The organism is Pseudanabaena sp. FACHB-2040, from assembly GCF_014696715.1.
Classification (GTDB): Bacteria; Cyanobacteriota; Cyanobacteriia; order Phormidesmidales; family Phormidesmidaceae; genus JACVSF01.
This window is the reverse complement of the sequence record NZ_JACJQO010000002.1, coordinates 183,444-198,015: the sequence shown is the minus strand read 5'-3', so window position 1 is coordinate 198,015 and position 14,572 is coordinate 183,444. Positions and strand designations below refer to the sequence as shown.

Genomic DNA, 14,572 nt, shown 5'->3' with positions numbered 1-14,572 from the left:
ACCTATCTATGAAAATCACCGACCTCATTACCTGGTTCGAATCCTGGGCCGACCCTACCTGGCAGGAAAGCTGGGACAACTGTGGCTGGCAGGTAGAGCCGGGCATCTTAGATGAAGCAGCCGGGGTATTAGTCTGTCTGACGCCGACTCTAGCTGTGATGCAGGAAGCGATCGCACTGCGTCAGCAGGGGGCTCCGGTGAACCTGATTTTTGCCCACCACCCGCTAATTTTTAGCCCGCTCAAGTCGGTGCGAAAGGGCGATCCGGTGGGGGAGATGGTGCGGCTGGGAATGACTCACGGGATTGGGGTTTATACGGCTCACACCAACTTTGATCAGGTGGAGGATGGCACTGCCGATCTGCTGGCTCAACTGCTGGATCTGGAGCAGGCTGAGCCAGTCGTGCCGACTCAGGCGGGGTTAGGTTATGGGCGAGTGGGCAATCTTAATCCCAGATTGAGCCTTAAGGCATTGCTGGAGCGGATTCAAGCTAAGCTCGCGCCGCCTGACCTGATTTACTCCCCAGCGGCTGACCTGAAGCAGACGATCAGTCGAGTTGCGGTGCTGGGCGGTTCAGGCGCGAGCTTTTTAAAGGATGTAGCTAAAACTGGGGCTGAAGTTTATCTAACTTCCGACTGCAAGTTTCATCAGTTCCAGGAAGGGCGCGATCGCAACGTGATCCTAATCGATGCAGGCCACTACGCTACGGAGCGGCCCGCCTGTGCTCGATTGGTCGAGAAGTTCCAGGCGGTTGGGGTTGAGTGGGTTCAGCTCAGTAGCCAAGACGAAGACTTCCGCCGGTTTTTTGCCAGCGCCTCCTGACATACCATCGATAACGCTCATAGATGCCATTAGAAGGAAAGATTGCCCTAACCTCCCCTCCCCTCGTTACGATGAAGGCTCTTTAATCTCAGGGCTTTCCTTTGAAAGAATCCACCACTGAGCTTCCTTCCCCTCCATCGGGCTTGGGAGCAGGGCCGATCTACGCTATTTTGGCCTACGGTTCCTGGGGGCTGCTGCCGATCTACTGGAAGTTTTTTGGTCAGGTGCCCGCTGTGGAAGTGCTCACCCACCGCATGATCTGGTCGGCGGTGTTTTTGTCGGGGCTGCTGCTGATTTTGCGGCGAGGCGCTGAAGTGGGGCAGATTTTGAGATCGCGGCAGACCCTCCTCCGTCTGCTGCTCACAGCCTTGCTGCTCACCTTTAACTGGGGTTTATATATCTACGGCGTCAACAGCGACCGGGTAGTTGAAACTAGCCTGGGCTACTTCATCAACCCTCTAGTCAGCGTGCTGTTGGGCTTTTTGTTTTTGAAGGAGCGGCTGCAGTGGGGGCAGCGGCTGGCGGTGCTGCTGGCGGTCATTGGTGTGGCCAATTTCGTCTGGCAGTTTGGAGCAGTGCCCTGGATTGCTTTGGCTCTGGCTTTTTCCTTTGCCTTCTATGGGCTGCTGCGCAAGATTGTGCCCGTCTCTCCCCTAGTCGGTCTGGCAGTAGAGACGCTGCTGATTACGCCATTTGCGATCGCACTTGTCCTCTACTGGACTACGACCGGGCAAAGTCACCTGGGCGCTTCCTGGCAAATGACGCTGCTGTTTGTCGGGGCCGGAGTGATGACTTCCCTGCCTCTGCTCTGGTTTAACAATGCCGCTAAGCGGCTGCGGCTCTCAACTTTAGGCTTTTTTCAATACCTAGCCCCCTCGATTCAGCTCATGCTGGGGGTATTTCTCTACCGTGAACCCTTTACCTCGACTCACGCGTTCACCTTTGGCCTGATCTGGCTGGCGCTGATTCTCTATTCCACAACCTCACTGGGCCTGTGGGCCAAAAAGAGCTGAGCTATAGATCCTGGTAAGTTAGGGCTGAATTGGCCCAGTCAGTTTCTGCCAAGAAGGTCGAAAACGAAGTCAGCAAGCCCGGAAACTCCTGCTGCCGCAGGTACTCAACATCGGCCTGGTAACCCTGATGTCGGTACCACTGAATTAGGTCAAACAGCGACTTGCGAAAGAGCAGCAAAAAGAGCCAGGGAGGCACTTCGCGGTACTTGACTGGTTTTCCCTGAGCCTTAGCAAATTCTGCCGCTATCTGTTGCGGTGTCAAGACGTCGCCAGCCAGTTCAATAGCGCGTCCTACATACTGATCTCGGTGCTGAATCACATAGGCTGCCACCCGACCTATATCCCGCGTAGTAATTAGGTGCAGTGGCCTGTCCGGCTGAAGGGAAAAAGAAAAGGTGCCCTTGAGGATCGAGGGGCGGGTGTACTTTTTCCAAAACTCTTCCATAAAGAGACAGGCCTGCAGTAGGGTAGTGGGCACTGCCTGGGTAAAGACCTGCTCCACCCGATGCTTCTGCTCAATATGGCCGATGCCGGAGTTGCGATCAGCTCCTCCCGCAGAGTTGTAGACCAAGTGGCGAATACTGGCCCGCTGAGCAGCCCTGGCAATGCGCTCGGCCCGCTCTACCTCTAGGGGATCGGGCTTGGCCGTATCTGGGGCGGTAGCATGGCAGTAAATAGCTGACACGCCCGCAAAGGCTCTATCTAAGGACGCTTCATCATCTAGGTCAGCTTCAACCGGCTCGATTCCCGCCTCTATTAATCGAGCCAAGGCAGGACGCTGCGGATCTACCCTGCGGGTTAGGACACAGAGCCCGTTTAGATTTTGATCCAAAAAGCCTTTGACAACGTTATGGCCAGTGCCGCCTGTGACGCCGATCAGCAGCACTTTACCCACTGGAATCTCCGGATTAAGCAGGGAATCTGAACGAGAGTTCACGGCATCTAGAACGCTACGGGTCGCTTGCAGGCTGGGCGCGATCGCACAACCCGCTAGCTGTCTAGCCCCAGCCTACCGTATCTTGCAGATTGTGCAGATATAGACCGGAGTCATAGGAATAAAAGGATACAACGTTGATTGAAGCGACAATTATAGAACTGCATAGATCTTGGGTTTTCCAATGAACACGCCTCGCCCATCGAGTCTGCCCGCTTCTCCTGCTTCTGCTCGAATTGCTCGGTTGCGTAACTTGAGCTACTGGCTGGACAATGCGATCGCAATTCCCGGCACCCGGTTTCGCTTTGGCCTTGACCCCATTATTGGCCTCTTACCCGGCGGTGGCGACACGGCTGGACTACTGATGTCTAGCTACATTGTGCTAGAAGCCGCCCGGATGGGAGCCTCTAAGGCAATGCTGAGCCAAATGGCCTTCAACATTTTGTTAGAAACTCTAGCGGGTACGATTCCAGTAGCGGGCGACCTGTTCGATGCCACCTGGAAATCTAATGTTCGCAACATGCGGCTGCTAGAAGAACACCTAAAGCTGCCGCCAGTCACTCATGCCCGCAACCGCTGGTTTGCCGTGCTGCTAATTGTCGGCCTGATTCTAGTGTTGATTGGGTGTGTGGCTATTTCCCTGCTGCTACTGCGCTGGGTAATTCAGCAGTTTGGCCAATGAAGTGACCAGTTGCCCCCCTGCCCCTTTGCTGCCTAAACCTTCTGGCATAGTTAGTGGTTGGCAAGGCAGCTCGATGTGAAACTCGGTGCCCTCTCCAGGAGCCGAGTAGCAAACGAGCCTGCCCTGATGAGCTTGCGTAACAATTTGATGACTGATAGATAGCCCTAAACCCGTTCCTTTGCCAAGTGCTTTGGTGGTGAAGAACGACTCAAAGATATGGGCCTGTATATCCGAATCAATACCTGGCCCGTTATCTTTTACCACAATGCTGACCCAATCACCTTCGAGGCGGGTTACATGAAGGGTAATTGTTGGGGGAGCCGTTAGCTTGCCACTGGCATGGGCTTCGTCTAGAGCATCAACCGCATTTGAAATGAGATTCATAAATACCTGGTTGAGCTGCCCAATGTTGCACATTACAGGTGGCAGATCCTCATAGACTTGCCGCAATTCAATCTCAGGTCGATTCGGCTGGGCCTTCAAGCGGTGCCGCAGAATCATCAGAGCACCCTGTATGCCCTCATGCAAATCCGTCAGCTTTTTCTTGTGGCTATCCGTCCGCGAGAAGTTTTTGAGTGACGTGATAATTTCACGAATGCGCTGGGTGCCAACCTTCATCGAAGCCATTAGCTTAGGCAAGTCTTCTGCCAAATGCTCTAGCTCAATTTCGTCGATTGTCTCCTGAATGGTGGCAGGGGGATGAGGATACTCAGCCTGATAAAGACGGACCAAATCTAGCAAATCGTTAGCGTAGCGGATGCCATAGTCGATATTGCCAGAAATGAAGTTGACAGGATTGTTGATCTCATGAGCAATGCCTGCAACCAGTAAGCCCAAAGCCGATATCTTTTCAGACTGTACTAGATGAGTCTGAGTTTGCTTGAGCTGATCCAGAGTGCCCTGAAGCTGGTGTGCCTGAGTTTTGAGTTCGCACTGAGACTGTTTCAAAAACCGTTCAGTCTGCTGACGAACGGCAATCTCTAGTCTGAGCTGGGTGTTAATAGCCTGAAGCTCCGCAGTCCGATCGATTACCCGCTGTTCCAATGCCTGATTTAGCTCAAGTAACTGGTCCTGAGCCTGCTGGCGCTGCTCCATTTCATGATTTAGATCAACCACTTTGAGCCTGAGTTCAAGCTGGCTGATCAGCTGTCGTCCTAGAGCCTGTAAAGCCGAATACTGTTCTGGTGTTAGATGGCGAGGCTGGTAATCAATCACGCACAGCGTACCCAGCGTATAGCCGTCGGGGGTGGTTAACGGAGTCCCTGCATAAAAGCGAATGTTGGGGTCGGAGGCCACTAAAGGATTGTCCGCAAACCGTTCGTCTTGAGCTGCGTCGGGAACTACCAGCACGTCGGGCTGGAGAATGGCATGGGCACAAAAGGCAACATCACGCGGCGTTTCTTCAGCATCAATGCCAACCTTTGACTTAAACCACTGGCGATCGCGATCAACCAGGCTTACTAACGCAATTGGTGTTTGGCAGATGTAAGCGGCAATTGCAGTCAGGTCATCGTAAGCCGTTTCAGCGGAGGTATCTAGGATGTCGTAGCTCAGTAGCTTGGCAATCCGCTGCTCTTCATTCTCCGGAAAAGGTGCTGGGATCATAGAACGGTGGTTGGATCTAGGATTCAGGGCAATGGGTCGCAGTTCACAGGCAGGTCCACTGGGGCCGGAGCATGTCTTTTAGTATTGTTTTTAGTCTGCCCAACCGCCTGATTCCCGCAACACCGGACTGTGTTTGCAAAATCAGATCGCCTGCCGCAGAGCCGAAACCTGTGCAAAGCTACCCATCCCACACTCCTTCTCAAACTCAGCTACGATCCAGTCGCCTTGCTTACCCAGACGTTTAGCGCTTTTTTGCAGGTAGTTCAGATACTCTAGCTGCTGCTGGGGCGTAGGCCGCAGGCCAAAAAGTGAGCCTCTGTACCAGTTATCCTTAGGCCAGCGGCCGCAGTGCTCCCAAAACGACCGCTCTGACCAAGTAGGCGCGTTGCCCCGCAGGTAAGCCCGGCGGCGATGACTGTGGAACAGCTCGATCAGCGTAGGGATGTCGTTAATTTGGTGAGCCTGGTCAGCGGAGTAAATTTCCACCATGTCCTCCAGGTTCAAAGGCCGTTCGCTAATCCATTGGTGGCCGCAGTCGGGGCACTTAACAATAAAAGCATGGACAATGCGACCACACTGAGGGCAGGGCTTCGTAGGCGGCGGGTTACCACTACCAGAACCCTCCTTTTTCATTGGCAGGTGATATTCCTTGATGTCCTCCGGAAAACCTAAGCGTTCTAGGTTGCCCGCCTGATCGAGAATCATGCCGTATTGCTTGCCCGTCTGAGGGGAAATTCGCATGACCCTACCAATCTGCTGAAAATGTAGGGCACTCGATTGGGTGGGCCGCAGTAATAACCCTACTTCTACGCTGGGTTCATCAAAGCCAATGCTGATTACGTTGCAAGAGGTCAACACCAGGATTTTTTCATCCCGCAGGTCGGCATACATGCGCTGCCTCTCCTTAATCGGTGTGCCGCCTTCAACCGTATCTGAAGGAATTCCCGCTTGGCGGAAGGCATTGGCCACGTGGCGAGCGTGCTCAATATCTACACAGAAGGCGATAGTGCGCTTGCTGGAAACGAGGCGCTGCCATTCGCGCACAATTTTGTCGATCAGCTCAGGGCGATCGCAAGCATTCTTTAGTCCGGCCTCGTCGTAGTCGCCCTTCACGGTTTTAACGCCCTTGAGGTTGACAACTCCATCTGGCGGCATGCTGTAGTAGCGCATGGGCGCTAGAAATCCCATCTGCTGAAGGTCGCTTGGGATCGGAGAGGCTACCAGGGTTTCGAGGTGTTCGCCTAGCTGGTCTTGGCCTAGCCGTTCCGGTGTGGCAGTCATCACCAAATGCGTAGCGTGGGGATGAGTTTTATAAAGAACGGCTTTGCCAACTCGGCTGAACAAAGTGGTGTGACCCTCATCGTAAAACACTACATCTGCGGGCCAAGTGCGCCACCACTTGCGCTGGGCCATAGTTTGCACGCTGGCAATCTGGATGGGGGCCGATTGATCTTCCTCCCACCCAGCTTTAATAAAGCCGCAGTGCAGGCCAAAGGCTTTCATCTTCTCGTAGGTTTGCCCCACCAGCACATCCAGGTGTACCAGAAACATCAGCCGTTTTCCAGCAGCTTCGGCGTGGGCGCAGATCTGGCCGCTGATGACGGTCTTACCGGCCCCGGTCCCAGCGATTATGGCGACCCGCTTATGGCCCTCGTTGAGCTTGCGGTACAGGTCGTTGATCAGCTCGATTTGATAGGGGCGCAGTTGGGGGGGGCGGGGCGCAGGTGCGGTCATGGGGGTAGGTACGTACAGATGCTCTGCTCAGGGATCATCATAATACGCCCCTACTAATGGCATGCCGCGCCGAACCGGCCTAATCTATTGGGCACTTTGCTTTCTGCGCTCTGCTAGCTTCAGCAGCATCTCCTCATGAACATGACGAGTAATTGGGTAGAAGCGGATGATGATCATGGACGCGATCAGCATCAGCATTGGCAATGGCCCCATAAAGAGGCGGATGGCGGTCAGGGCAGAGTCTGGCTGCTGAACGGCTTCTGAGACGAAGCCAGAGCCTTCCAGCGCAGCCCCGACTAGAAATAGCCCTAGGGCCAGCCCAAATTTTTGCAACAGGGTCATAAAGGCATAGAAAATGCCTTCTCGCCGCTGACCAGTCTGCAACTCGTCTAGTTCAATTACATCGGGCAGCATTGCCCAGGGCACTACGTAAGCGGTGGCCACGCCAAAACTAGCGGCCATACATAGCAGATACAGAGCCGCCGTTTGTCCGGGCTGTAGGAAAAAGAGGCCCATCTGCACAATTAGCCAGCTACCGATGCCAATATAAAAAGCGCCCTGCTTGCCGACCCGTTTGCTGATCAGGTTGACCACAAACATCATGGGAATGGCGGTTCCCTGAACCAGTAGGGCAGGCAAGAAATAGGAATCTATCCCCATCCAGAAGGTGACGTAGAAGGGGATGATGCTGGCCGTGGCCTGGAGGGCCAGCCAGGAAAACATATAGATGCCCACGATCACCAGGAAGGCCCGGTTGGAAAAGACAATCTTGAGCTGGGCTAGAAAAGGGATCCGGGTTGAAGGATCTTCTATCAAGACCGGGTTTGCTTGGAGCTGCCGCTTAGCGAAGGGATAAGTGCCAAAGATGCACCAAAAGATGGGCAGCACCGATAGCACCGCACACAGCCCCCCCAGCGCCAAATACTGCTGCTGCTCGACAGCAATGAACTGGGTGACAACCAGGCCCAGTGCCAAGGCTCCAATGGCCCCTACCAGCGATGAAGCTAGTCGAAAAGCCGTCAATTCTGTTCGTTCATCATAGTCTTGGGACAGCTCAGCGGTTAGCGTGGTGTAGGGCAGGTTGACTACGGTAAAAAACACCTGGAATAGCACTGAGGTCAACACGTAGTACCAGAACTTGCCGGTTTGACCTAGATCTGGCACCAGCCACATGAGAAAAAAGGTTAGGCCAAAGGGCAGCGCCCCCAAAAACATCCAAGGATAGCGGCGGCCCCAGCGGGTATGAATGCGATCGCTCAGGTAGCCCACCATCGGATCGTTAACGGCGTCCCAAACTTTGCCGATTAACAGCACCGTTCCGGCGATCAGAGGATCGAGCCCAGCAGCACTGGTCAGAAAAATGAGAAAGGAGAAAGCAATCAGGTTAGAGGTCATGCCAGCTCCCATGTCCCCTGCACCAAAAGCTAGTTTGGCCCGAAAACTGAGTTTGCCGGGAGCCGGAGAGGGAGATGTGGGGGGTTGGGGGAAATCCTGAGCCATGCTGTGTCTACTGAGTGTCTCTGTAAGTAGCGTCCTCAGTGTATTATTGCCCCATTCCAGAATCGGCTACATTGCGATTGGTTGCGGCACACTATGTCTGATTACTATGTCACCTGGGACGATTACCATCGAGATATCGAACGGTTAGCTATTCAGATTCACGAGTCGGGCTGGGAGTTCAACCAGATTGTCTGTCTAGCTAAAGGGGGGCTACGCATTGGCGACATCCTTTGCCGCCTGTACGATGTGCCGCTGGCGATTCTCTCTACTGCCTCCTACGGAGGACAAGACAACCGCATGAGAGGGGCTATTACCTTTTCTAAAGACTTGAGTATGACCACGCCAAACCTTGGCAGTCGCGTGTTGCTGGTGGATGATTTGGTAGACTCTGGCCAAAGTTTGAGACGGGCAATTGCCTGGTTACAGCACAAATACGGCTTCTACATCGACGAGCTACGGACGGCTGTGCTTTGGCAAAAGGCTTGCTCCGAGGTCAAACCTGACTATCACGTAGTCTATTTAGACGGTAATCCCTGGATTCACCAGCCCTTTGAGAAGTATGAGTTGATGAGCCTACCGGAGCTAGTTGCTCGCCAGCAGGAGCAAGCAGGAGCGGCGGTTTGAGGGGTGTGAAGGGGAGGGCTTGCGGCAGGAGGGCCTGACGAGGTTGCTCTGGCCCGGATCGCAGCGTCTTTAGCTGAGTAAAGCCCAAATAGCCTAGGGCCATCACGCCAATTGAACCCATTACCCCAATTCCGATTAGGCATAGGGCCTTAACGGTTTTAGAGGCCTGTAGGGCTAGCGGGTAATCTCCTCGCCGATAGGATTCTCCTACCCGGTAAGCATAGACCATGGCCGCAATACCTAGGGGCGGAAAGATGAGCAACGTGGTGAGGCTGGCTAGTCGCCAGTAGGCCGGGGGGCTAGGCTGTCCCTGGTAGAGGGTATAGACCTGCTGCCACTCCGGCAGTGACTGCTCTTCAACTTTGCCGATGATCCGAAACTTGCGAATGCCGGGGACTTGCCAGTCAATCAGGCGGTTGCGAATCAGTTCTGGCAGCGTGAAGTAGTTTACGCCTTTACCCTTGGGTCGCCGAATATCGATGTCGAGCTGGTTACCGCTCTGGCTAACGGCAACGCGTACCTGTTGCACTGTAAGAGCGCTCTGCAGTTTTTGGCCCAAGTCGTCGAGGGGGTTTTGCTGCACTTGCTGGAGACGCAGGCGGGCTTGCTCCAGACGCAGGTCGTTGCACAGAGCCAGTTCCCAATCGGCAATGGCTCTGTCAGTGTCCTGCAGTTCGTAGCAAACATTGCCGCGATGGTAATAAGCTTCTGCCAGATTAGGGTTAATGGTCAACGCTTGGTTTAAATCGGCTAGCGCTTCTGAGTAACGACCTTTTTGAATGAACAGTAGGGCCCGGTTGTAGTAGACCCGCGCATCTCTAGGGCCAACTGCGATGGCTTGGGCCCAGTCTGCTAGGGCACTCTGTTCATCTCCTAACTGGTAACGCAATAGACCCCGGTTGCCGTAGGCTTTGGCTCCTAGCTCTTGATCTTGAGTCGCTTCTGTGAAGTCTGTCAGGGCATTTTGCAGATCGCCTGCCTGCCAACGGGTAATGCCGCGAGTAATGTAGATTTGAGCTGGTCGGGGATGGTGATTGAGGGCTGCGGTAAGGGCTGCGATCGCAGCCTCGTGATCTCCCTTTCTAGAAAAGTCCAGCCCCTGCCGGTAACGATAACGAGCAGCCTGTCTCTGGCTCCACTCCTGTGCCCATTGCCTCATGTTTTACCGTTGAGCCTGTTGTTTTTTCATCCATCATGGCCTGCAGCTCAGTCCGTTGTCAGGGGGCCTTTAGGCTTTGTTACGCCTAACTGCTTGGTAGATAAGCAGGCGAACATGGGTACACTGGGGTTTGTAGACCTTGTCTTTGCCCCGGCAGTCAACACTTGCTACAGGCCAGTCTTGCTACAGAATGGTGAAATCCTGTAAAACTAAAATAAGGGATTGAATTTGGCCCAGGCTTCTCGCTTTCGGGAGATTATTGCAGCCATACGCCCTTTAATCGCAACTTGAAAGCTGAAAAAGTGTTCTGCTCAAATAAGCTTGACCATCTAATTCCCCTTCACGTAGCAAGATCGGTCAGAAACCAAGAGTAAAAGACTCTTTCCTGAATTTCAAAAGCCTTGGTAAAAAATGCTACACTGCCAGCTGTTATAGAAGACTATTCCTTTCGGTAGATAGGCCCAAAGGCGATCAGAGTCTACCGTTACAGAAGACTGTTTCTTTCGGTAGATAAGCTCAAAGGCATTCAGAGTCTACATTTGAGTGAATTCCTACCATTAAGATTCGTCACGGGCATTTACCGGTTTCTATAAACCCCATAGGTCACTAGTAGATCACAAGCTACCCTAGCCCTAAGTCCATCTCCGGGTCATCAGCCACCCCAGCTCAGGAAATCATGCAGAAAAACTGCAGTTTGTGAGCTGACAAAAAGCTATTTCAGGTAATGCTCCAATGGTTTTTCCAATGGAGATCTGCCTGATCTGCTGCTTGCAGTTAGGTAGTTTAAAGCCTGCGTACTCTGGCTGAATTTTCAAGTAGGCGACCAGATTGGGGTTAGCTTTAGGAAAATCGTCACTTCATTCTCATTGGTTTGTTCCCGTGGTTTCTATGTACTCCGGTGTTAGTGCTCACCCCGATCCTTGCTCAAAAAGCTCGGATCTCTCCCCCACCCAAGGACCTTTTCTATCATTGACTGGTGTGGTACAGCCCTCAGAAGAAGACAGACTGAAGCAGTCAGAGGCTAAATTCCGAGAACTGGCCCGGCAAAATGAGCTGCTCTATCGAATTTCTCAGCAGATTCGGCAATCATTACAGCTTGATCAGATTCTCCAAACCACGGTTTGTCAGGTTCGCTGTCTTCTAGAAACTGACCGGGTACTGATTTATCGATTTGGCGAAAATTGGCAGGGGCAAGTAGTCATTGAGGATGTGATTCCCCCCTGGCGAGAAACTTTGGGGCAAATGGGAGCAGACAGCTGCTTCCCTCGAGGATATGCGGAACTGTATGGCCGTGGTTACGTCCGGGCGATTGATGATATTGAGACGGCGGGTTTAGATACCTGCCATATGGACTATCTCAAGAGCTTACAGGTGCGGGCAAACCTGATCGTGCCGGTCCTCGTGAGAGACCAACTGTGGGGCCTGCTGATTGCCCATCATTGCTCCGCACCTCGCCAGTGGCGGGAAAGTGAGACCGAGCTGCTGCAGGCTTTAGCTGAGCAGGTTGGGGTTGCGATTCGGCAGGCTGAACTCTACAAGCAGGCTACTACCAGTGCCCGACTTGCCCAGCAGCAGGCAACTCAGTTAGAGGCAGCGCTACAGAAGCTGAAAAAGACGCAGGCTCAGCTGGTTCAGACCGAAAAGATGTCAAGTCTGGGACAGCTAGTGGCAGGCATTGCCCACGAAATCAACAATCCAGTCAACTTTATTTACGGTAACGTCGGCTATCTCAGAACTTACATCCAGGAGTTGACTCATTTAGTCAACCTCTACAGAACGCATTACCCTGAGCCTGTCCAGCCTATTGCTGACCAGATTGAAGCGGTAGAGCTGGATTTTATGCTGGGCGACCTGCAGGATATTCTGAAGTCCTATAAAGTTGGCTCTGAGCGGATTCGTCAGATTGTGTTGTCTCTACGTACCTTTTCTCGTCTAGACGAATCTGACATGAAAGCGGTTGATATCCATGAGGGCATTGATAGCACCCTGCTGTTGCTGCAGCATCGCCTTAGGGACAATCGGCAATGGCCGCCCGTTCAGCTTCGTAAAGACTATGGCACTTTGCCCCTGATAGAGTGCTATCCAAGTCAGCTTAATCAGGTGTTCCTGAATATTTTGACCAATGCCTTTGATGTACTAGAGCAGCAGGTCAGCCAGCAAGATGGCTCAGGTAAACAGCAGGTGCCTCCTGAAATTACCATTGCCACTGAGGTTAAAGAGTCCTACGCCTTTGTTCGAATTCGAGACAATGGACCGGGTATTCCCCCTGAGATTCGCTCGCGCCTGTTTGATCCGTTTTTCACGACTAAGCCAGCAGGGGAAGGCACTGGATTGGGGCTTTCGATTAGCCATCAGATTATTGTTGAAACTCATGGGGGGCGGCTTCTCTGCCACTCCGCGCCTGGGGAAGGAACAGAGTTTTGTGTGGTAATTCCCCTACGGCAGGCTCAAATGGTGAGAACTGCTTAAGCGGAGATTAGAGAGAACGCCTTACTAAAGTTCCTTCTAAGGCACAGTCCCTTCTGGCAAGGCCAGGGCGTAGCTTGCGATCGCACCTGGCGTCGTCAGCCACACGCGGTTTTCGGCATTGGCGGCATGGGTGACGATGTGGCGCAGCGCCCAGCGCAGGTGCCGCAGCCTAAAGGGCTGGCCGACGATGTAGGCGTGTAGGGCAATGCCGAAAACCAGCGGCTGCTGCACAGACTGCTCGACCATCTCATCAAAGCTGTCCACAATCATGTCGGCAAACTCCGATGCGCTTGCCCGACGGGTGACGATAGCCGGAATATCGTTGATCTCTTGAGGGTAGGGAATCGACAGGATGCGGCCCTTACGTGTTTTGAACCAGATCGGCTGGTCATCGCAGCACCAGTCCAACAGGTAGGTATAGCCTGCCTCCTGGAGCAAGTCAGGCGTCACCCGGCTTTGGGAAATCCAGGGGCCTAGCCAACCCTGGGGCATTACGCCCTCCTGCTGAGTAATCTGCTGGGTAGTTTTTTGAATCAGGGCTGCCTCTTCGGGTTCACTCAGGTCGCCTTGGGCCTCGGAGTTGGTGTAACCGTGGGCCACGATTTCGGTGTTGCGATCGCGAAATGCTTCTACTACTTCCGGGCAGTAGTCATAGATAGCGGAATTAACCAGCAGTGCTACCGGCAACTCTAGCTCGTTAAACAGCTCCAGCAGCCGCCATACGCCTACTCGGTTGCCGTAGTCGCGCCAGGCATAGTTCAAAACATCGGGCTGAGAACCCCCTGGAGTTAGGGCCGCCCCCAATCCTGCTCCGAAGGCAAAATGCTCCAGGTTCAGCGCCACATAGACTGCCAGGCGCTTGCCTCCTGGCCAACTATAGCTGGGTCGCTGGGTAATGGCTGAATAGGTATACCGCCCATGACTCTCTAACGCCACCTGCCGCTCCTCATCCCCCAGGCTACACATGCCCAGACTACACAGACGAAAGCAGACTACCATACAGCCTGGCCCTAACCCTAAAAGCGGCCCCAATCCCACCAGATCCTGCCAACATCGAAGACTAAGGCAGCAAGCTGATTTGATAAAGTGCAAGGTGGACTGCTACTAGAAGAAGCCCCAACTATGCACTCCCCTGTTCTGCTTTTTGAACCAGGAACCCTCTTGGCTAAGGTGCAGCACAGAGCTGAGCAGGCTTTAGCCTGCTCAGCTCTGCAGCCGATCGAAACCGAGTTTGAGTTTCTTCATCAGGGCAATCTTCGCTTCTTGGTCAGAAAGCTGGCCAACCTTGCTCGTAAAGAGCAGGCAAAAGTTGCTCAAGAGACCAAGTCGCAGGCTAAGGGAAAAGAGATCAACCCCTTTCTGCCCTACGACAGCGAACTCTTCGTATCCAATCTCACCTCAACCCACCTTTGCCTGCTCAACAAGTACAACGTGGTAGACAACCATATTCTGATTGTGACTCGGGCCTTCGACGAGCAGGATAGTTGGCTCACAGCCCAAGATTTTGAGGCCCTACAGGCTTGCATGGCCGAGATCGACGGGTTGGCCTTTTACAATGGCGGTAGCCTAGCCGGAGCCAGCCAGCGGCACAAGCATCTTCAGCTGGTGCCGCTGCCAATGACCCCTGACGGCAGTTCGCTGCCCCTAGATGCCCTAATGCAGGCTGTGGACCTCGAAAACACTGTAGAGGCCCTGAGTGACCTGCCCTTTGTCCATGCAGCCATGCGTTTGTCGGTTGATTGGCTGGCTGCGCCTACTGCTGGCAAGTACCTGCTAACCTGCTACCGGCAGCTCATGGCGGCCATTGGGCTAGACCTAGAGGCACCGCTGCCCGATCGGCCCTACAACCTGCTCATCACCCGCTTCTGGATGCTGGCCGTGCCTCGCTGTCAGGAAAGCTACCAGTCTATCCCGGTTAATTCCCTGGGGTTTGCTGGGTCACTGCTGGTCAAGAACGAGGAACAGATGGCGTTGCTTAAAGAAATCGGGCCGCTGACGCTGCTAACCAACGTGGCCTGCCCCAGTTGACCC

11 protein-coding genes and 1 pseudogene are annotated in these 14,572 nt (G+C 53.7%); 6 read left to right on the top strand and 6 right to left on the bottom strand.

Features of this window, described 5'->3' with window-relative positions; genetic code table 11:
• The first annotated feature begins 8 nt into the window (after nt 1-8).
• Both H6G13_RS02710 and rarD read left to right on the top strand, forming a co-directional pair.
• A complete protein-coding gene (locus tag H6G13_RS02710; RefSeq protein ID WP_190481623.1) occupies nt 9-821 on the top strand; it encodes a Nif3-like dinuclear metal center hexameric protein in 813 nt (270 codons plus the stop codon).
• Nucleotides 822-922: 101 nt separating this feature from the next.
• Entirely contained in the window at nt 923-1,834 is a 912-nt protein-coding gene (rarD, locus tag H6G13_RS02705; RefSeq protein ID WP_242028084.1) for an EamA family transporter RarD, read from the top strand.
• 1 nt (nt 1,835) lies between these two features.
• Here the strand turns inward: rarD and H6G13_RS02700 are convergent, their stop codons facing one another.
• A complete protein-coding gene (locus tag H6G13_RS02700; RefSeq protein ID WP_347277424.1) occupies nt 1,836-2,771 on the bottom strand; it encodes an NmrA family NAD(P)-binding protein in 936 nt (311 codons plus the stop codon).
• A gap of 181 nt (nt 2,772-2,952) precedes the next feature.
• Here H6G13_RS02700 and H6G13_RS02695 point away from each other — a divergent pair, with 181 nt between their 5' ends.
• Complete coding sequence (locus tag H6G13_RS02695; RefSeq protein ID WP_190481622.1) at nt 2,953-3,450, top strand: DUF4112 domain-containing protein; 498 nt, start codon at nt 2,953-2,955, stop codon at nt 3,448-3,450.
• Here the strand turns inward: H6G13_RS02695 and H6G13_RS02690 are convergent.
• The 3 genes from H6G13_RS02690 to H6G13_RS02680 all read right to left on the bottom strand — a co-directional run bounded on the left by H6G13_RS02690 (nt 3,415) and on the right by H6G13_RS02680 (nt 8,289).
• On the bottom strand, nt 3,415-5,055 hold the full coding sequence (locus H6G13_RS02690; protein ID WP_190481621.1) for an ATP-binding protein: 1,641 nt from the start codon (nt 5,053-5,055) through the stop codon (nt 3,415-3,417). The two genes, H6G13_RS02695 and H6G13_RS02690, sit on opposite strands and share 36 nt — an antisense overlap.
• Nucleotides 5,056-5,196: 141 nt before the next feature.
• Nucleotides 5,197-6,789 carry a DEAD/DEAH box helicase family protein gene (locus H6G13_RS02685; RefSeq protein ID WP_190481620.1) on the bottom strand — a complete coding sequence of 531 codons (1,593 nt, stop codon included), beginning with the start codon at nt 6,787-6,789 and terminating at the stop codon, nt 5,197-5,199.
• An 84-nt stretch (nt 6,790-6,873) separates the two neighbouring features.
• The gene (locus tag H6G13_RS02680) at nt 6,874-8,289 is read right to left on the bottom strand and encodes an MFS transporter (protein WP_190481619.1); all 1,416 of its coding nucleotides are present in this window, start codon (nt 8,287-8,289) and stop codon (nt 6,874-6,876) included.
• A gap of 93 nt (nt 8,290-8,382) precedes the next feature.
• Here H6G13_RS02680 and H6G13_RS28540 point away from each other — a divergent pair, with 93 nt between their 5' ends.
• Complete coding sequence (locus H6G13_RS28540; protein ID WP_242028082.1) at nt 8,383-8,913, top strand: phosphoribosyltransferase; 531 nt, start codon at nt 8,383-8,385, stop codon at nt 8,911-8,913.
• Between the two features lie 127 nt (nt 8,914-9,040).
• Here the strand turns inward: H6G13_RS28540 and H6G13_RS02675 are convergent.
• Nucleotides 9,041-10,072, bottom strand: a pseudogene (locus H6G13_RS02675) (tetratricopeptide repeat protein); the annotation flags it as partial.
• 888 nt (nt 10,073-10,960) lie between these two features.
• On the opposite strand from H6G13_RS02675, the gene H6G13_RS02670 reads away from it, so the two are divergent.
• Nucleotides 10,961-12,541: an ATP-binding protein gene (locus tag H6G13_RS02670; protein WP_206756505.1), complete on the top strand. Its 1,581-nt coding sequence runs from the start codon at nt 10,961-10,963 to the stop codon at nt 12,539-12,541.
• A gap of 36 nt (nt 12,542-12,577) precedes the next feature.
• Here the strand turns inward: H6G13_RS02670 and H6G13_RS02665 are convergent, their stop codons facing one another.
• The gene (locus H6G13_RS02665; RefSeq protein ID WP_190481686.1) at nt 12,578-13,507 is read right to left on the bottom strand and encodes a polysaccharide deacetylase family protein; all 930 of its coding nucleotides are present in this window, start codon (nt 13,505-13,507) and stop codon (nt 12,578-12,580) included.
• 156 nt (nt 13,508-13,663) lie between these two features.
• Here H6G13_RS02665 and H6G13_RS02660 point away from each other — a divergent pair, with 156 nt between their 5' ends.
• Nucleotides 13,664-14,569, top strand: a complete 906-nt coding sequence (locus H6G13_RS02660; RefSeq protein ID WP_190481616.1) for a phosphorylase — start codon at nt 13,664-13,666, stop codon at nt 14,567-14,569.
• Nucleotides 14,570-14,572 lie beyond the last annotated feature (3 nt).